Raw genomic sequence first — 16362 nt, forward strand, 5'->3', positions numbered from 1 at the left:
GTCCTTTTTGCGTTAACCGACTGAATTATTTAACGTAAGTAAACGCTGTCGTCACGTGTTTCACGCCACTGACACCGGCAGCAATCCCCGCCGCGGATTTACCTTCTTCCTGCGTGACCAGGCCGAGCAGGAACACTTCTCCATTCTCGGTCGTCACTTTGACGTTGGAAGATTTAACGGAATCGCTGGTCAGCAACTGAGAGCGAACTTTCGTGGTGATCCACGTATCCACAGAGGCGGTGCCCATGCTGACTGGTTTGCCGGTGCGGATCTCGTTATACACTTCCGTTGCGCCTTCTACGCCCATCGCAATTTGTTTCGCACGGGAGGCCATATCAGCGGACGGCGCCTGACCGGTTAACAGGACTTTACCCTGATACGCGGTGGCGACAATGCGGGCTTCATCTTTCAGTTGTTTATCTTTGCTTATCGCGTTGGAAACACGGGCTTCCAGCGTGCTGTCATCAACCTGAGTGCCCACAGTGCGCGGGTCAGTGGTGGTTTTAGTTGCGACACCGGCTGCACCAACAACCGCAGCCGCAACACAGCCTTGTAACAGAAGGGCGCTTAACAATACAGCTAAGAGAGGGCTCGCCTTCATTGGATCTCCTTAATCGTCCTGGTGTGGGAACAGCGTATTATCTATCAGGTCACAGAGGCAGTTTACTGTGAGCATATGCATTTCCTGAATGCGGGCGCTGCGATGGGAGGGGATCCGGATCTCAACATCATGAGGCCCCAGTAAACCCGCCAGTTCGCCGCCGTCATAACCCGTCAATGCGACAATCGTCATATCGCGGGTGACCGCTGCTTCAACGGCTTTGACAATATCACGGCTGTTGCCGCGGGTAGAAATCGCCAGCAAAACATCGCCAGCCTGACCTAAAGCACGCACCTGTTTGGCATAGATTTCTTCATGCAGCCGGTCATTAGCAATCGCTGTCAGAACAATATTGTCTGCACATAGTGAGATTGCAGGAAGGCTCGGACGTTCAGTTTCAAAACGATTAATCAGACTAGCGGAAAAATGCTGCGCATTTGCCGCAGAGGTGCCGTTACCGCAACACAGGATTTTGTTGCCGTTGAGCAGCGATTGCACCAGCGTCATCGCAGCACGGGAAATCGCGTCAGGCAAGGCTTCAGCCGCTGCAATCTGGGTTTGGATACTTTCGGTAAAGCAGACTTTGATTCTATCCAGCACGGGTTTTCGTCCAGTCAGTCGTCGTAATATTTATTCCGCATTGAATGCATCGGGCAGCCATTCTAACTGGCTGCCGGTGATGGCTAAAACATCAAAACGGCAAGGTGATGTGTCAAAGCTTGCGTTGTGGCTTGCAAGCCAGAAAGATGCCGCGCGTAACAAGCGCTGTTGTTTTTGACGCGTTACGCTGGCCGCAGCGCCGCCAAAATTTGCATTGCGCCGGTAGCGAACTTCAACAAACACCCAGGTTTGTTGGTCACGCATGATCAGGTCAATTTCACCTGCACGACAGGCCACATTGGCCGCCACAAAGGTTAATCCGGCTCTTTCAAGATAGCGTCGCGCGTAAGCTTCATATTCGGCTCCGCACGACCGCGTTTTTGACAAAAAATTTATCATCAGTACGTCCTTGTACTTATTTCGTGCGGAGAATTCCGGTTTCTCTGCGCAAGTTAACTGCGTTTCTTAGGAAGAAACCGGAACCAGCGAGCCCTGACGGTATTGCAGCCATGGCAGTTTGCGATGAATCACACAGTTTTCATTGGCACTTAAATCACCGGTACTGCCGGAGACCTGGAAGCCAGGCAGCGTCCGCATTTGTGAGAAGTGATTTGCCAGACTCCAGGCATCAATCCCCATGGCGTACAGACGAACCAGCGAGTAATCGTTGCCGAATTTCGCCGCGGCCTGCTGCATCAGCGCAGGGTTAGAAGCCGCCAGTAATGGAATGTCGCTAAATTCCACGCCTTCCATTTCCAGACGATAGTCCGGGCCCGCTCCCGCCTGATAGCTGCGTGAACTTGCGTAGACGGATGGATGAGAGCGGCCACTAACCGCCAGATCCAGCATCGGTTTAATCAGCGTGAGTTCGCTCTGAGTCGCTACGACGTAAACGGAATCCACCGCACCGCCGGTGCTGCCTTGCGTAATCTGCGCATCGGTTGGCGGAGCCGGAATGGTAATACCGCCAATCGTGACACCCTGCGCTTGCGCGGGAACTGCACTGTCGCTTGCGGTAACCGGCGTACCGGTCAGGCGGATGCCGCTGCCAATAGATGAACGTAATTCACCGGCAGAGCCCAGCCCTTGTTTCAGGACAGTTTGCCCGCCCAGTTTCTGCCATTCATTGGCAAATGCCTGCGCAATACGGTCACCGAAGGCACCGCGTGGAACCAGTAACAGCGGCGAACGTTTCTGTTCTGCCCACATATGGCGGGCGGCGTCCTGTGCTTCGTCTTCCGGCGAGAGCGCAAAGTAACAGATATTCGGACTGTTTTTCTCAGTTTCTGGCTGATTGAGCGCTAAAACATTCAGAGGCGTCTGGGCGTTACCCAGCTCATTCACCTGATCTTTCAGCAACGGCCCGACCACCAGTGTGGCGCCGTCCTGTTGTGCCTGCGTCAGTAACGCTGCCAGAGGCTGACCGTTGGTGTCATAAACTTTTACCTGCGCATTGTTGCTGGCAACCGGCGCAACGTCAGGCGTTGGTGCAGGCTGGGCTGGTGCGGTTTGTGGCTGCGCAGTGGTATCCGGGGCGGACGTGCTGACCGCAGCATTCGGATCAACCGGCGTTGTCTGCGCTTGTGCGTTAGGATCGGCTGGCGTTGCCGGTTGTGGCGCGGCCTGACTGACCTGGCCGTTCATCGCCGCATTGAAGCCCTGCTGAATAGCATTGCCGTAAACCTGTGCAGGCCCGCTCATTGGCAGGAACAGCGCAATTTTACCGGTAGACGCAGGCTGGAAAGTCAGCACATTATTCAGCTGTGTCGGCAGGGTTTTGGCCGCCGGATTGACCGGATAACGGCGCTGCCAGTCTTTGATACCGGCTTTCAGTAAATCAGGATCTTGCTTGTTGCTCTGCCAGACACTCAGCAAATCCAGCCAGCCTTGCAGGGTATTTTCATCCGCGTTAATCACGATGCTGTTAACGTCCTGCGCAGACATTTGTGTCAGCGCGGTCCAGGTTTCATCAATGTTCGTCTGATGAAGCTGGCCCTGCAACAGCGGTTCCTGCGCGATGTAAGCACGGATCAGGCCAAGGCTGGTACGGCCCTGGCTGGCATCGATTTGCGCCTGGTAATAACGGGCTTTCTGATCATTGTTCAGTTTGGCCGGGTCGACCTGGCTCAGAGTGGTTGCCGCTGCCGGGTAATTCTTCTGGGCCACCTGAACTTCTGCACTGGTCAGCTGCTGTTCAACTGTTTGTGCTGCGGTCAGATTTTGCGGCACTTTGGCGAGTTGTTCGACGGCCTGAGGCACTTTGCCTTCACGTATCAGGGCACGGACTGCAAGCAATTGCCAGTCAGCCTTGTTATCATCACCGCTTTGTTGTGCCTGCTGCAGATAATAATCAGAGCTGCCGGACGCTGCACCCTGGACACTTTCAGTCGGTGCCTGCGGCGCCTGACCGGAACAGCTGGCGAGAAGCATAGCCACGATGATGGCAGGGAGTAAACGTCCCGAACGGGTACGAAAAGTCATTGAGGAAGGCATTCAGTTTCCAGTGATGTTTTTTCAAGATGCTCAATATTAAATCGGCAATCCGGATGAAACAATGAATCAAGACGATCAAGCAGATATTTCTGCCTCAACGCTGTATATCGTACCGACGCCAATTGGCAATTTAGGGGATATTACCCAACGCGCGCTGGCCGTACTCAACAGTGTAGATTTGATTGCCGCAGAAGACACCCGCCATACCGGATTGCTGCTGCAACACTTCGCGATCAGCGCCAAAATGTTCCCGCTGCATGACCACAACGAACAGCAAAAAGCCGAGCATTTGCTGGCGAAATTGCAGGAAGGCCAGACTATCGCGCTGGTTTCTGATGCCGGTACGCCGCTGATTAACGATCCGGGTTATCACCTCGTGCGCCGCTGTCGTGAAGCGGGCATCCGTGTCGTGCCTTTGCCGGGGGCATGTGCTGCCATTACCGCGTTGTGCGCCGCCGGTTTGCCCTCCGACCGTTTCTGTTACGAGGGGTTTCTGCCTGCCAAAACCAAATCCCGTAAAGACACTTTGCTGGCGCTGATCGAAGAACCGCGCACGCTGATCTTCTATGAATCCACGCATCGTCTGATCGACAGTTTGCAGGATATGGTCGAAGTCTGGGGGCCGCAGCGTTATGTGGTGCTGGCGCGTGAACTGACCAAAACCTGGGAAAACATTCACGGCGCGCCGGTTGGCGAACTGCTGGCATGGGTGCAGGAAGTGGAAACCCGCCGTCGCGGCGAAATGGTGCTGATTGTGGAAGGCCATAAAGTCGATGTGGAGGCGTTGCCCGCTGAGGCCCTGCGTACGCTGGCGCTGCTGCAAAAAGAGTTACCGTTGAAAAAGGCCGCCGCGCTGGCCGCAGAAATCCATGGCGTGAAGAAGAATGCGTTGTATAAATACGCGCTTGATGAGCAAGAGGGTGACAAATAGGGCGTAATACCCTATTATCCGCCGCGGAGTTGACCAGACAGTCGCCGCTTCACTGCCGTCCCTTTCGGGGGAGACAGGTGGAGGGGAGGAAAGTCCGGGCTCCATAGGGCAGGGTGCCAGGTAACACCTGGGAAGCGCGAGCTTACGACAAGTGCAACAGAGAGCAAACCGCCGATGGCCCACGTAAGTGGGATCAGGTAAGGGTGAAAGGGTGCGGTAAGAGCGCACCGCGCGGCTGGCAACAGTTCGTGGCAAGGTAAACTCCACCCGGAGCAAGGCCAAATAGGGGTTCACATGGTACGGCCCGTACTGAACCCGGGTAGGCTGCTTGAGCCAGTGAGCGATTGCTGGCCTAGACGAATGACTGTCCACGACAGAACCCGGCTTAACGGTCAACTCCCTCGTCAAAAGAAAGCCCGCGCAGGTTACTGCGCGGGCTTTCGCCTTTCTGCTATCCGCAAAATCCGTTATCCGCGAATGTTAAACCGGCATGTCGATCAGCAAAGCGCGTAACGGCGTGCTGGCAGAAACAGTCAGGCTGTTTTCCTGATGAATAAACGCCCCGTCTCCGCAGGCCAGTTTTTGCGATTCGTGGCTGACCGCACCCAGCGCATCAACTTGTCCGTGAATCGATTGCAGATACGCCCGCGGGCCACGAATTGGCAGGGAAATCTGTTCACCCGGTTTTAAATCCAGATGATGTATCCAGACATTTTGCCGCAATTGCAGGCTGCCGTTTTTGCCGTCCGGTGATGCCAGCAGGAAATGTTTCGCATCCGGCAGCGTCATTTTCTGGGTTAACGGATTTTCATGTTCGGGGCAGGCGTCCAGCCATAACTGCATGCGCGTCAGCGGCTGGTTCGCGCGGGTATTCAGCTCGCTGTAACTGACGTTTGCCTGCGTGGAAAGCAGCGCTGCTTCACCGGCTTCGACCCGCACGCTGTTACCTTCGCTGTCGCGGTATTCCGCCGAGCCCTGTAAAACCAGATTCAGCACATCAACCCGCGGATAAGTCCGTGGCTGGAAGCTGGCACCCGGCGCCAGCACTTCCTGATTCAGGACGCGCAGCGACGCATAGCCCATCAGCTTCGGATCAAAGTAATGTCCAAAGGAGAAAGTGTAACGTGCCTGCAGCCAACCAAAGTCAGCGGTGCCGCACTCTTTTGCCGTTCTGCTGGTGATCATGGCGGTCGCCTCTCTTAAAAATTTCGATGTATAAATGGTAAGCGTCTGGACGTGTGATTGTTAGCCAGTTAATCTGGTCGCTATATTCAAATTTCCTGACAGAGAAAAGAATGGCTAAGGATCGCGCACTCACACTGGAAGCATTACGGGTCATGGATGCCATTGACCGCAGAGGAAGTTTTGCCGCCGCCGCTGATGAGCTGGGCCGCGTCCCGTCTGCGTTGAGCTATACCATGCAAAAGCTGGAAGAAGAGCTGGACGTGGTGTTATTTGACCGTTCAGGTCATCGGACAAAATTCACCAATGTGGGCCGGATGTTGCTTGAGCGTGGCCGTGTCCTGCTCGAAGCCGCCGACAAACTGACCGTCGATGCCGAAGCGCTGGCGCGCGGCTGGGAAACGCACATCACCATCGTTTGCGAAGCGTTATCGCCTGCCGCGCAGTTGTTCCCGCTGATTGAAAAGCTGGCGCTGAAAGCCAATACGCAGGTTTCTCTGATAACGGAAGTGCTGGCCGGTGCGTGGGAGCGTCTGGAGCAGGGGCGTGCGGATATCGTCATCGCACCCGATATGCATTTCCGCTCTTCCACCGAAATTAACAGCCGCAAGCTGTACAAACTGGTCAGTGTCTATGTGGCAGCGCCGGATCATCCTATCCATCAGGAAGCCGAACCGTTATCGGACGTCAGCCGGGTGAAATACCGCGGGATTGCTGTCGCCGATACTGCCCGTGAACGCCCCGTGCTCACCGTTCAGTTACTGGATAAACAACAGCGGCTGACGGTCAGTACGATTGAAGAAAAACGTAAGGCGTTGCTGGCCGGATTAGGCGTAGCGACGATGCCTTATCCGATGGTCGAGAAAGACATCGAGGAAGGGCGTCTGCGGGTGGTCAGTGCGGAATATAACCGTGAAACCGACATCATTATGGCGTGGCGTCGCGACAGCATGGGCGAGGCAAAAGCCTGGTTCCTGCGTGAAATTCCAAAGTTACTGGCAACGCGGGAAGCGAAGTAAAATGCCCTTCCCCTTTATGAAGGGGGAAGGGAAAAGACAAGATTAAAAGCGTTTGTCGCGGCCGTGCTCAGACTCTAAATCCTGTGCCGGTCCGGTCGAAATAATGCCGTACGGATTGATGGTCGCGTGGCTGCGGTAATAGTGATTACGGATATGCGCAAAATCCACCGTTTCACGAATTCCCGGCATCTGGTAAATATCGCGCAGGAAACCGTACAAATTCGGATAATCGCTGATGCGGTGACGGTCGCATTTGAAATGCGTGACGTAGACCGGATCAAAGCGAACCAGCGTGGTCCACAGACGGAGATCGGCTTCGGTGAGCTTGTTGCCTGTCAGATAGCGGTGTTTACTCAGTAATTCCTCAGCGCGTTCCAGCGCATCAAACACGCCATTCACCGCTTCGTCGTAAGCGTCCTGAGAGGTCGCAAAACCGGCTTTATACACGCCGTTGTTGATTTGCGGATAGACCCACTCATTAATCTCATCAATCGACGGGCGTAACGACGGCGGATAATAATCCCCGGCTTTTGCGCCCACGGCATCAAACGCGCTGTTAAACATGCGGATGATATCTGCCGATTCGTTGCTGACAATCGTCTGCTGCTTTTTGTCCCACAGGATCGGTACAGTCACGCGGCCTGTGTAATCATTCTGCGCACGCAGATAGATTTCATACGCATAATTCAGATGATACAAATCATCGCCGGTAGCGGCCGGGAAATCGGTTCCGAACGTCCAGCCATGTTCCAGCATCAGCGGGTGTACGACGGAAACAGGGATAATGTCTTCGAGCCCTTTCAGGGCGCGCATCAGCAGTGTCCGGTGTGCCCACGGACAGGCCAGTGAAACATAAAGATGATAGCGGTCGCGCTCAGCGGTAAAACCGCCGACGCCGTGCTCGCCCGGTGCACCATCGGGTGTGATCCAGTTACGGAACTGCGCCGCAGAACGTTTGAAATGACCGCCGGTAGATTTGGTGTCATACCAGGTGTCCTGCCATTTGCCTTCGACCAGTTGTCCCATGATATTTTCCTTACTGTCAGTGACCTTTCAGAATTAAAAAGGGCGAGGTGATTAATCACATCGCCCTGCAGGTGCTTTTTTATTGTCTTATTTAATTATAGCCTGGGTTACAGCGCCCTGGTGCCGGAGCAGTGATTACCAGTTTTTCTTGATCAGACGGTCGATGCTGAATGCGCCCGGGCCTGAAGCAAACAGAACGAAGAAACCGCCAGCGATGGACAGGTTTTTCATGAACATCATCTGGTTCACGCCCTGTGCAAAATCAGTATGGAAGATCAGCGCCGTCAGGATGGTGAAGATGGCTGTGATCAGCGCAGTAGTGCGGGTGAAGAAGCCGAACAGGATTGCCAGACCGCCGCCAAATTCTAACAAAATAGTCAGTGGCAGGAAGAAGCTTGGAACGCCCATGGAAGTCATGTAACCCGCGGTTGCGGTGTAACCGTTAATTTTTCCCCAACCGGCAACGATGAACAGAATTGGCATCAGGATACGGGCTACCAGTAAAGCTGTGTCTTGTAACTTAGTCATTTTCTTCTCCAAAACGTAGTGTGCTCAAATTGAGCTTAAAGTGTTACCGGTCCGGTCAGAAAATGTTTCTCGCCGTTACCGCATCAGTTGATGACGAGATAATAAGTCTAACGATTACGCTTTGTTAGCAAGTAAAACTGTTGGAATGATTCAAATAAATTGAACGGCGGAAGGATTGTTATTCAAAAAGAAAAGGGTCGGATGAATAGTCATCCGACCCTTTGATGTGAATGTCGCTAAGCTTATTTGCTGGCGAAAGTCTTGCGGAAAAGCCGGACGGTGCCCCAGATACCAAATGCCCGCCGTGACCAGCGCACAATGCTGCTGGGATGGCGGATGCCGTAGACGGCAATCAGGCTGGAACCCACGACCAGATACTTACGCATATCCACGATTTTCACCCAGCCGCGATCAATTTTCGCTGTGGCATCCAGCCAGTCAGAACCCGCCTCAGATAGCTCGGCGCGCTGGCGCTCAATCTGGCGCAGAAGTCTGACTTTTTCGATAGCGCGGTTTGGGATACTCATAGATTGTCATCCTTTTCCAGCAACGCCCGATCGATATCCAGCTGTTTGCGGGTGAGGCTCAAAAGCGTTGAACGTTTGGCTTTTGCCAGCGTCATCGCGCCTAAAACCACAGCAAGGAACAGCAGAACACCGGTCGCCGTGCCGATCGCAATCAGGCGATACGCCGGGTCAATTGCCCAGAAAAGGAGGACCAGCAAACTCATAAGACCAAAGGCGGTAAAAATCAGGGTAATGCCAGCCATGAGCAGCAATTGGAAAATATTGGCCTTTTCCTCTTCCAGCTCAACAACAACCAGCCTGACACGCGTTTCAACCATGCCCACCACCACGGTGGCGATGCGTGAAACGATGTCAAAAAGCCCTTTGCCCGGTCCCTGTGGTGCCGGTTTTATCGGTTCAGACATAATTAGCGACGGGCTAACAGAACGCCAATCACAACACCGACAGCGGCACCAATACCGACGCCTGTCCACGGTTTTTCATGTACGTAATCATCGGCTTTGCCAGCGATTTCTTTGGTCTGAGTGGCAATCTTATCGCCCGTATCGCTCAGACGTTCGCGGGTATCTTTCAGCAGGGATTCTGCTTTGCCGCGTAACTTATCGAGTTCAGCTTTCGGCTTATCGGTAGAGGTCTGAAGAACTTCTTCCAGCGTATCTGCCAATGACTTTAATTCAGCGCGCAGTTGTTCTGATGTATTACTAGCCATGTGTAAGTCACTCCATACGTTAACTGATTCGAACTTTTAACATAGCGGATATTCAGGTGATCGCAAATGCGAATTGTCTGTTTTAAAAAGCAAGATCCCGCATTAAAGCGCCGGCCGGGCGCTTTAAGAGAGGGGATTACAGACCCTGAGCCTGTTTAAGTTCAGACTGTGCTTCTTCCAGTTTTTGCTGCTTTTTGGCGATTTTTTCGTGATTGCCATTCGCCTGAGCTTCTTTCAGTTCCTGCTCACGTTCGCGGACTTTCTCACGTTTTTCTTCGACACGTTTCTGGTTTTCAGCTTTAAGCCCAGCATCGGTGCAGTGCGCTTTATTCTCACGCAGTGCCTTTTCCAAACCGTCGACGCGGTTCTCGTTTTTGTGCAGGCGGGCTTCGTCGATCTGTTTCTGAATTTCGTGCTGTTTCGTCACGCAGCTTTCTGGCTGAGGCGCAGCAAAGCTTGCGGTGGTGAATAACATTGCCGGGGCTAAAACGAGTGCAGATAAAGTGATTTTCATCGTCGGGCTTCCTTTTGATGGTTAAGTGATTGTGGCACTTATTTCCGTGAGTAGAGATTTTTTGAATAACTAGCCTTGAAATCATATCACTGACAAATGGGTTGTCATATCAGACAAATCCGCTGTCAGTTACCCAACCTTTAAACGATCACGGTCCAGCTTGGTCAGCCAGGCTTTGGTATGTGGCGGTTCGCAATATTGAATCACAAAGCCTGCGGGCAAAATGGTTTGCAACACGTCCTGTGCCATTTTGCGCTGTGCAGCAGAATCGAGCTGAACGACCAGACCATCTTCCAGCGGAGTAATACTTTTGATGTGAATGCCGCGCTCGGTCAGGCTCTGGTAAACATAAAAACCATCGGGCAGTGCCACGCCAGAACGTGCCGGGCGGATTTGCAGCGCGCTGGCCGGTGCCGGAAGACGCGATATCGCCAGCCCAATCATGGCCGCGGCGGCCAGCAGGATAAACAGCGCTGGCCAGATAAATGAGTGCTTTCTCAACAGGCTATTCATTATGCGCTTTTGCCTTTGTTCTGGCGGTCAGCGTGCTTTTTACGCCACAAAACGACAATGGAACCGATCAGCCCGCCAATCAGCAAAAGCACCGGCAGCAGCATCAGGCAATTCATCACCAGATCTTCGTATTTTAGGAACAGCGGCGTTTTGCCCAGGAAATACCCTAACGAGGTCAGGATCAGGATCCAGAGCAGACCGCTCACCCAGTTGAAAAACTGGAAACGGCTGTTGCTCAGGCCCGATAAACCGGCAATTGTTGGCAGCAGAGTGCGGACAAAGGCCAGAAAACGGCCAACCAGCAGCGCGGAAAGCCCGTGTTTATGGAACAAGGCGTGTGCACGTTCGTGATATTGCACCGGCAAATGGGCCAGCCAGCTTTGTACTATGCGGTTATTCCCCAGCCATTTCCCCTGCGCATAACTGAGCCAGCAGCCAAGGCTGGCGGCGGTCGTCAGCAGGAAAATCGTCAGCGGGAAATTCATGGCACCTTTGGCAATCAGTACTCCCACGAGGATCAGCAGGCTGTCGCCAGGTAAAAAAGCCGCAGGCAGTAAACCGTTTTCCAGAAAGATGATCATGAATAAAATCAGGTACAGCGCCCAAACCAGAGAAGGGTTGGCGAGGGTGACATAATCTTGTTGCCAGAGGGCATCGATAAGCGAGCTGATAATTTCCATCTGTCGTGTAAAACTCCATCATTTTCAGTGGGTCAGCATTGACATCAGCGGAGAATATGTCTCGACGCGGCCTGTAAGCTGATAAGGTCGCCATTTCCCTGGCGGGCTATCTGGTTTTGAATTCATCGGGGATTTACACGTTTATAGCGCTGTTTCATGCCTCGTAAACGCGTAAAAAAACGGGTCTAAGTGTAACAAAATAACAATAACTCAGACAGGTAAATATAGCGCGTTGAGACCGATCATTTAAGTCCGGCGCACGTAATGGAAAGGGGTTTTACATTGGCTGACACTACTCGACAGTGTCTGACAGGATAATGCGAAATCACGCAGATGGGGAGAAAAGGCCGGTTGGAGAGAATTTCCGGCCTTAAGGGGAATTTATTTGGTATTAAGCAGCGGTGGATCCAGATGAACAACCGGATTTTCTGAATAGAGATAACGGTCTACGTTAAATTCAAAATCATCGCTTGTGGCGCGGAAAAGCATTTGTTTGGTATTTTCCAGATGCTGCCACATGGCAAGTTTCGAGGCATGCGGATCACGGCGAATCAGTGCTTTAAGGATCAGGTCGTGATCTTCGCACCAGCTCTCAATCGATTTCTCATCAATGTGCTCGTGCAGCTTACGCCAGTAAGGGTTATGCAACCGCTGGCTCCACATTTTTTCAACGATAGTAGAAAGCGCATTATTCTGCGTGGCTTGCGCTACCTGCACGTGGAATTTCAAGTCCCATTCGGAATCACGGAAACGATCTTCCTGGCGCGCGTGCTCCTGAATTTCCATCAGGCGCATGATGTCCTGTTTGGTCACCTGCGTGGCGGCGAACTCCGCGATATTGCTTTCAATCAGCTGACGTGCCTGAAGCAGCTCGAACGGGCCGGCGGTGCCAAACTCGATGCCATTATCAGGTACCACCAGATGGCGCTGCTGATTTGACATCACATGAATGCCCGAGCCTTTACGGACTTCCACATAACCTTCAACTTCCAGCATGATGATCGCTTCGCGCACCACGGTGCGGCTGACGTCCATCTCATCGGAAATGAGACGTTCAGCAGGTAACTTCTCGCCAACCGGATACACACCTGTTTCGATTCGTTCCTTGAGCGTGGCAGCCAGTTGTTGGTAAAGGCGTCTGGTGTCTGTGGATTCCATATGAGTGCTCTTTAAAAGTAGTGAAACCTGCAAGATGCGAGTGTCGGACAGACCTGCAAACCTATTATACAACTACCAGTATACGATTTACGAAAGGTTGATGCACCGTGCATCGGCCACAAAGGCACTGGAGAAATGTCAGAAAGAGACAAACCCGGCAAAGAATTTTACCGGGTTTGTGATTGGCGGATCAGGCTTTCGCGGTTTTCAGCGGAGCCGGGGCTGCTTCTACTGCGGAACGGTTCTGCAGTACGGTCCAGATGATGATTGCACCAAGCAGGTCGAAGACGGCAAGAGCGGCAAACAGCGGGCTGAAACCGATGGTATCGGCCAGCGCACCGACGACCAGAGCAAACATGGTACTTGCCATCCACGCCGCCATTCCGGTCAGACCGTTGGCTGTCGCCACTTCGTTACGGCCAAACACGTCAGAAGACAGAGTAATCAGCGCGCCGGACAGTGACTGGTGAGCAAAACCACCGATGCACAGTAAAGCGATTGCCGCGTACGGGCTGGTGAACAGGCCAATCATGCCAGGTCCGATCATCAGGACCGCACCCATGGTAACCACCAGTTTACGGGAGACAATCAGGTTCACTTTGAAATACTTCTGGAACAGCGGAGGCAGGTAGCCGCCAAGGATACAACCGAGGTCAGCGAACAGCATCGGCATCCACGCAAACATCGCGATTTCTTTCAGGTTAAAGCCATACACTTTGAACATGAACAGCGGGATCCAGGCGTTGAATGTGCCCCAGGCAGGTTCAGCCAGGAAGCGTGGCAGCGCGATGCCCCAGAACTGGCGGTTACGCAGGATCTGCCAGGCAGACATTTTCTTGCCGTTGGTGGTCTGGTGCTGTGCTTCCTGACCATCGAGAATGTAATCGCGTTCTTCGTTACTCAGTTTTTTCTGATCTTTCGGGTGCTTGTAGAACACCAGCCAGCTCAGTGCCCAGATCAGGCTCAATGCACCGGTGATGATGAAGGCGAGCTGCCAGCTGTGCATCAGGATGCACCAGACAACCAGCGGTGGCGCAATCATCCCGCCGATTGAAGAACCGACGTTAAAGTAGCCCACGGCGATAGAACGCTCTTTGGCCGGGAACCATTCACTGCTGGCTTTAAGGCCGGCAGGGATCATCGCGGCTTCAGCCATACCGACAGCACCACGGGCGATCGCCAGACCGCCCCAGCTGCTGGCCAGCGCGGTCGCCATACAGAAGATGGCCCACATAATGGCGAACATGGCGTAACCGACTTTCGTGCCCATGACGTCAAGAACATAACCGGCAACCGGCTGCATCAGGGTATAGCAGGCGGAATAAGCCGCGATAATATAAGAATATTGCTGAGTGGTGATGTTGAGCTGAGTCATCAGCGTCGGTGCTGCGGCGGCAATGGCGTTACGTGTTAAATAGCCTAATACAGTGCCGCATGTCACCAGTGCGATCATGTACCAGCGTAACCCTTTAATCTTACCCATTTAACTCTCTCCCAGTAAATAATCCGGCAATGACAACGCACGCTGTCATGGCGTATTTCGCACCACGCTGCCTGAGCATGGGCTTCTGGCTTCCTTAAAGTGTTTTCCGGGGATATCGCCGCCAGATGATTTCACTGGGAGCGGCCCGATGTTTACGCACTGGTTTATTGTTATCTGTGCGTAAGATCCGATGAGCGTCCTGAACACCAGAATTGTTGCTTCGCCATGAGGCTGACTGCGCCTGGGAAGTGTTTTGCCCGGGCAACAGCGAAAGGACGTGGCAGGTAATCTCTGACGCTCTTGTCCGGGCGAAGCAAAGATAACTTGTCATACAGATTTAAAATTTGAATGACATCACAAAACCACATTTAAATTGTGTGGTTACTTAACTTTTTTAACTACACACGTATTTAATTGAATTTACTGATAAAATTGATTTTTAGTTGATCCTGTTCACACTTTTATGTGAAGGATTAACATCAGAGACCGGATCACTGAAACGAAATTGGTGTAACAACTTTACGGGTTGATCACATTTCGTCCGTACGCTTAACGCGGCGGCGTTTTGAGTACAGATCGTGCGTTTTATTGTGCTGTTAATCAGAAGAACCCGAGGAAATGGCGCAGGTGCGAGGCGGGAGAGGCTGATCAAACGGCGGCATCACGTGGAAAAGGTGAAATTGGTGTTGTCACATTTGGTACGAAATAACCTGTCATACAGATTTAAAGTTTGAGTGACATCACAAAATGACACTCTGATTGTGAGGATAATAAGCACCCGTGCAGTAAGGCTTCAACGTTATTATTTTACAGAGAGTTAGTGAGTTTACTGGGTCCTGAATTGCCTGCTATTACCGGCACATACCCCTAAAAAGAGCTGGACGACAACCTAAATTGGTGTGATAACTTCGCACCATTGAGAGACAACTCTACAGATTTCATGATGAGGAACCTAAGATGGCGCAGTTTTTAACAGAAGACTTCCTTCTCGACACTGAATTCGCACGTCGCCTGTATCACGACTACGCGAAAGATGAGCCAATTTTCGACTACCACTGCCATTTGCCGCCTGAGCTGATTGCTCAGGACTACAAATTCAAAAACTTGTATGACATTTGGCTGAAAGGCGATCACTACAAATGGCGTGCGATGCGCACCAACGGTGTTCCTGAACGTATGTGTACTGGCGACGCCACTGACCGCGAGAAATTTGACGCGTGGGCCGCTACGGTTCCTCACACCATCGGTAACCCGCTTTATCACTGGACGCACCTTGAGCTGCGTCGGCCGTTTGGCATTACCGGCAAACTGCTTTCCCCGTCCACCGCAGGCGAAATCTGGGAACGCGGTAATGAATTACTGGCGCAGGACAACTTCTCTGCCCGCGGCATCATGAAACAGATGAACGTGAAAATGGTCGGCACAACCGATGATCCGATCGATTCTCTGGAACATCATAAAGCTGTCGCCCAGGACACCCGCTTTGATATCAAAGTGCTGCCAAGCTGGCGCCCGGACAAAGCTTTCAACATTGAAGCCGCCACGTTTGCGGATTACGTGAAGAAACTGGAAGCTGCGGCTGATGTTTCCATCACCCGATTCAGCGATCTGCGTGATGCGCTGAAAAAACGTATGGATCACTTCGCGGCGCACGGTTGCAAAGTTTCCGACCACGCGCTGGACGTTGTGGTGTATGGCGAAGCGGATGACGCCACGCTGGACGGCATTCTGGCCCGCCGCCTGAACGGTGAAACGCCAACCACAGAAGAAACCGCCCAGTTCAAAACCGGCGTGTTGCTTTATCTGGCTTCTGAATATCAGCGCCGTGAATGGGTGCAGCAGTACCACATTGGCGCGCTGCGCAATAACAACACACGTATGTTCCAGCTGATCGGCGCAGACGTCGGTTTCGACTCCATCAATGACCAGCCGCTGGCAGAACCGCTGTCCAAACTGCTGGGCGCGCAAGGTCTGGCCGGTGGCCTGCCGAAAACCATTCTGTACTGCCTGAACCCGCGTGATAACGAAGTGATCGGCACCATGGTCGGTAACTTCCAGGGTGAAGGGATGCCGGGCAAAATGCAGTTCGGCTCCGGCTGGTGGTTCAACGACCAGAAAGATGGCATGCAACGTCAGATGACGCAGCTCGCCAATCTGGGCTTGCTGAGCCGCTTCGTGGGGATGCTGACCGACAGTCGCAGCTTCCTGTCTTATACCCGTCATGAATATTTCCGTCGCATTCTGTGCCAGATGATTGGCCGCTGGGTAGAAGACGGCGAAGCGCCGGCAGATATTGAACTGCTGGGCAATATGGTGAAAAACATCTGCTTCGATAACGCCAAACAGTATTTCCAGATTGAACTGAACTAAAAGCACGACGGAGCGCAGATTCCTGCGC

18 protein-coding genes and 1 other RNA gene are annotated in these 16362 nt (G+C 52.8%); 4 read left to right on the top strand and 15 right to left on the bottom strand.

Annotation, left to right across the window (positions count from 1 at the left end; genetic code table 11):
- Positions 1-25 precede the first annotated feature (25 nt).
- From dolP to J1782_RS26100, 4 genes are all read right to left on the bottom strand, one after another.
- On the bottom strand, positions 26-601 hold the full coding sequence (dolP, locus tag J1782_RS26085) for a division/outer membrane stress-associated lipid-binding lipoprotein (RefSeq protein WP_152327318.1): 576 nt from the start codon (positions 599-601) through the stop codon (positions 26-28).
- A gap of 9 nt (positions 602-610) precedes the next feature.
- The gene (diaA, locus tag J1782_RS26090; RefSeq protein WP_013577230.1) at positions 611-1201 is read right to left on the bottom strand and encodes a DnaA initiator-associating protein DiaA; all 591 of its coding nucleotides are present in this window, start codon (positions 1199-1201) and stop codon (positions 611-613) included.
- 30 nt (positions 1202-1231) lie between these two features.
- The gene (locus J1782_RS26095; RefSeq protein WP_152327317.1) at positions 1232-1600 is read right to left on the bottom strand and encodes a YraN family protein; all 369 of its coding nucleotides are present in this window, start codon (positions 1598-1600) and stop codon (positions 1232-1234) included.
- A 66-nt stretch (positions 1601-1666) separates the two neighbouring features.
- The gene (locus J1782_RS26100; protein ID WP_217154249.1) at positions 1667-3694 is read right to left on the bottom strand and encodes a penicillin-binding protein activator; all 2028 of its coding nucleotides are present in this window, start codon (positions 3692-3694) and stop codon (positions 1667-1669) included.
- 61 nt (positions 3695-3755) lie between these two features.
- Here J1782_RS26100 and rsmI point away from each other — a divergent pair, with 61 nt between their 5' ends.
- Complete coding sequence (rsmI, locus tag J1782_RS26105) at positions 3756-4625, top strand: 16S rRNA (cytidine(1402)-2'-O)-methyltransferase (RefSeq protein WP_152327315.1); 870 nt, start codon at positions 3756-3758, stop codon at positions 4623-4625.
- Between the two features lie 25 nt (positions 4626-4650).
- Positions 4651-5029, top strand: an RNA gene (gene rnpB / locus J1782_RS26110) — RNase P RNA component class A.
- Between the two features lie 76 nt (positions 5030-5105).
- Here the strand turns inward: rnpB and J1782_RS26115 are convergent.
- Positions 5106-5810, bottom strand: coding sequence for a pirin family protein (locus J1782_RS26115; protein ID WP_217154250.1), 705 nt, complete (start codon positions 5808-5810; stop codon positions 5106-5108).
- A gap of 110 nt (positions 5811-5920) precedes the next feature.
- Here J1782_RS26115 and J1782_RS26120 point away from each other — a divergent pair, with 110 nt between their 5' ends.
- Positions 5921-6826, top strand: a complete 906-nt coding sequence (locus tag J1782_RS26120; RefSeq protein WP_152327312.1) for a LysR family transcriptional regulator — start codon at positions 5921-5923, stop codon at positions 6824-6826.
- A 42-nt stretch (positions 6827-6868) separates the two neighbouring features.
- Here J1782_RS26120 and J1782_RS26125 read toward each other — a convergent pair whose 3' ends face one another.
- The 10 genes from J1782_RS26125 to J1782_RS26170 form a co-directional block, all read right to left on the bottom strand.
- A complete protein-coding gene (locus J1782_RS26125) occupies positions 6869-7852 on the bottom strand; it encodes a glutathione S-transferase family protein (RefSeq protein ID WP_217154251.1) in 984 nt (327 codons plus the stop codon).
- Positions 7853-7987: 135 nt separating this feature from the next.
- Positions 7988-8380, bottom strand: coding sequence for a DoxX family protein (locus J1782_RS26130; protein ID WP_101074992.1), 393 nt, complete (start codon positions 8378-8380; stop codon positions 7988-7990).
- A gap of 242 nt (positions 8381-8622) precedes the next feature.
- Positions 8623-8907, bottom strand: coding sequence for a YqjK-like family protein (locus tag J1782_RS26135; RefSeq protein ID WP_152327310.1), 285 nt, complete (start codon positions 8905-8907; stop codon positions 8623-8625).
- Positions 8904-9311: a phage holin family protein gene (locus J1782_RS26140; RefSeq protein ID WP_152327309.1), complete on the bottom strand. Its 408-nt coding sequence runs from the start codon at positions 9309-9311 to the stop codon at positions 8904-8906. The genes J1782_RS26135 and J1782_RS26140 overlap by 4 nt, the downstream gene beginning before the upstream one ends.
- 2 nt (positions 9312-9313) lie before the next feature.
- Positions 9314-9616, bottom strand: a complete 303-nt coding sequence (locus J1782_RS26145) for a YqjD family protein (RefSeq protein ID WP_152327308.1) — start codon at positions 9614-9616, stop codon at positions 9314-9316.
- Between the two features lie 136 nt (positions 9617-9752).
- Entirely contained in the window at positions 9753-10130 is a 378-nt protein-coding gene (locus J1782_RS26150) for a DUF1090 domain-containing protein (RefSeq protein WP_152327307.1), read from the bottom strand.
- Between the two features lie 129 nt (positions 10131-10259).
- Positions 10260-10631 (bottom strand): EnvZ/OmpR regulon moderator MzrA, encoded by a 372-nt coding sequence (gene mzrA / locus J1782_RS26155; protein ID WP_371819843.1) that lies wholly within the window; start codon positions 10629-10631, stop codon positions 10260-10262.
- An 11-nt stretch (positions 10632-10642) separates the two neighbouring features.
- Entirely contained in the window at positions 10643-11323 is a 681-nt protein-coding gene (locus J1782_RS26160; RefSeq protein ID WP_152327305.1) for a DedA family protein, read from the bottom strand.
- A 381-nt stretch (positions 11324-11704) separates the two neighbouring features.
- Positions 11705-12481, bottom strand: coding sequence for a transcriptional regulator ExuR (gene exuR / locus J1782_RS26165; RefSeq protein WP_152327304.1), 777 nt, complete (start codon positions 12479-12481; stop codon positions 11705-11707).
- A gap of 190 nt (positions 12482-12671) precedes the next feature.
- Positions 12672-13964: an MFS transporter gene (locus J1782_RS26170; RefSeq protein WP_152327303.1), complete on the bottom strand. Its 1293-nt coding sequence runs from the start codon at positions 13962-13964 to the stop codon at positions 12672-12674.
- Positions 13965-14921: 957 nt separating this feature from the next.
- Between J1782_RS26170 and uxaC the strand changes: the two genes are divergently transcribed.
- Positions 14922-16334: a glucuronate isomerase gene (uxaC, locus tag J1782_RS26175; protein ID WP_217154253.1), complete on the top strand. Its 1413-nt coding sequence runs from the start codon at positions 14922-14924 to the stop codon at positions 16332-16334.
- The last annotated feature ends 28 nt before the right edge of the window (positions 16335-16362 follow it).

Origin of the sequence: Rahnella sp. BCC 1045, assembly GCF_019049615.1 — a bacterium.
Classification (GTDB): domain Bacteria; phylum Pseudomonadota; class Gammaproteobacteria; order Enterobacterales; family Enterobacteriaceae; genus Rahnella; species Rahnella contaminans.

What these genes read in the sequence shown, in the direction of transcription:
- uxaC (WP_217154253.1), top strand. Translation starts at nt 14,922, where the DNA reads ATGGCGCAGTTTTTAACAGAAGACTTCCTTCTCGACACTGAATTCGCA.
- J1782_RS26145 (WP_152327308.1), bottom strand. Translation starts at nt 9,616, where the DNA reads ATGGCTAGTAATACATCAGAACAACTGCGCGCTGAATTAAAGTCATTG.
- J1782_RS26130 (WP_101074992.1), bottom strand. Translation starts at nt 8,380, where the DNA reads ATGACTAAGTTACAAGACACAGCTTTACTGGTAGCCCGTATCCTGATG.
- J1782_RS26150 (WP_152327307.1), bottom strand. Translation starts at nt 10,130, where the DNA reads ATGAAAATCACTTTATCTGCACTCGTTTTAGCCCCGGCAATGTTATTC.
- dolP (WP_152327318.1), bottom strand. Translation starts at nt 601, where the DNA reads ATGAAGGCGAGCCCTCTCTTAGCTGTATTGTTAAGCGCCCTTCTGTTA.
- rsmI (WP_152327315.1), top strand. Translation starts at nt 3,756, where the DNA reads ATGAATCAAGACGATCAAGCAGATATTTCTGCCTCAACGCTGTATATC.
- J1782_RS26170 (WP_152327303.1), bottom strand. Translation starts at nt 13,964, where the DNA reads ATGGGTAAGATTAAAGGGTTACGCTGGTACATGATCGCACTGGTGACA.
- J1782_RS26095 (WP_152327317.1), bottom strand. Translation starts at nt 1,600, where the DNA reads ATGATAAATTTTTTGTCAAAAACGCGGTCGTGCGGAGCCGAATATGAA.
- J1782_RS26120 (WP_152327312.1), top strand. Translation starts at nt 5,921, where the DNA reads ATGGCTAAGGATCGCGCACTCACACTGGAAGCATTACGGGTCATGGAT.
- J1782_RS26115 (WP_217154250.1), bottom strand. Translation starts at nt 5,810, where the DNA reads ATGATCACCAGCAGAACGGCAAAAGAGTGCGGCACCGCTGACTTTGGT.
- J1782_RS26100 (WP_217154249.1), bottom strand. Translation starts at nt 3,694, where the DNA reads ATGCCTTCCTCAATGACTTTTCGTACCCGTTCGGGACGTTTACTCCCT.
- J1782_RS26160 (WP_152327305.1), bottom strand. Translation starts at nt 11,323, where the DNA reads ATGGAAATTATCAGCTCGCTTATCGATGCCCTCTGGCAACAAGATTAT.
- J1782_RS26140 (WP_152327309.1), bottom strand. Translation starts at nt 9,311, where the DNA reads ATGTCTGAACCGATAAAACCGGCACCACAGGGACCGGGCAAAGGGCTT.
- J1782_RS26135 (WP_152327310.1), bottom strand. Translation starts at nt 8,907, where the DNA reads ATGAGTATCCCAAACCGCGCTATCGAAAAAGTCAGACTTCTGCGCCAG.
- exuR (WP_152327304.1), bottom strand. Translation starts at nt 12,481, where the DNA reads ATGGAATCCACAGACACCAGACGCCTTTACCAACAACTGGCTGCCACG.
- J1782_RS26125 (WP_217154251.1), bottom strand. Translation starts at nt 7,852, where the DNA reads ATGGGACAACTGGTCGAAGGCAAATGGCAGGACACCTGGTATGACACC.